General features: G+C 66.9%; 1 protein-coding gene. It reads left to right on the forward strand.

Going from position 1 to position 526, the window contains the following annotated elements; translation table 11 throughout:
• On the forward strand, positions 1-526 hold a 526-nt coding region (locus HWX25_RS32875; RefSeq protein WP_279610157.1), incomplete at both ends, for a solute carrier family 23 protein.

The raw sequence follows: 526 nt of genomic DNA on the forward strand, positions 1-526 counted from the left end.
TCGGCACCAACCCGAGCCTGGGCCTGCTGGACGTGTTCGGCTCGACCATCGCGGCCGGCGTGATCGGCATCGTGATCGCGCCGGTGATCGGCAAGCTGCTGCGCTTCTTCCCGCCGGTGGTGGTCGGCACCGTGATCGCGGTGATCGGCCTGTCGCTGATGGGCGTGGGCATCAACTGGGCGGCCGGCGGCGTGGGCAACCCCGAATACGGCAACCCGGTGTTCCTGGGCCTGTCGCTGCTGGTACTGGTGCTGATCCTGATGATCAACAAGTTCGGCCGCGGCTTCTTCGCCAATATCGCCGTGCTGCTCGGCATCGTGGCCGGCTTCGTGATCGCGCTCTCGCTGGGCCGCGTCGATCTGGACGGCGTGGCGGCCGCGCCCTGGGTCGGCTTCGTGATGCCCTTCCACTTCGGCACGCCGCATTTCGACGCGCTGTCGATCGCCACCATGGTGATCGTGATGTTCGTCACCTTCATCGAGTCGACCGGCATGTTCCTCGCCGTGGGCGACATGGTCGACGGCAC

Origin of the sequence: Burkholderia sp. BCC1640, assembly GCF_902833125.1 — a bacterium.
Lineage (GTDB): Bacteria > Pseudomonadota > Gammaproteobacteria > Burkholderiales > Burkholderiaceae > Burkholderia > Burkholderia diffusa.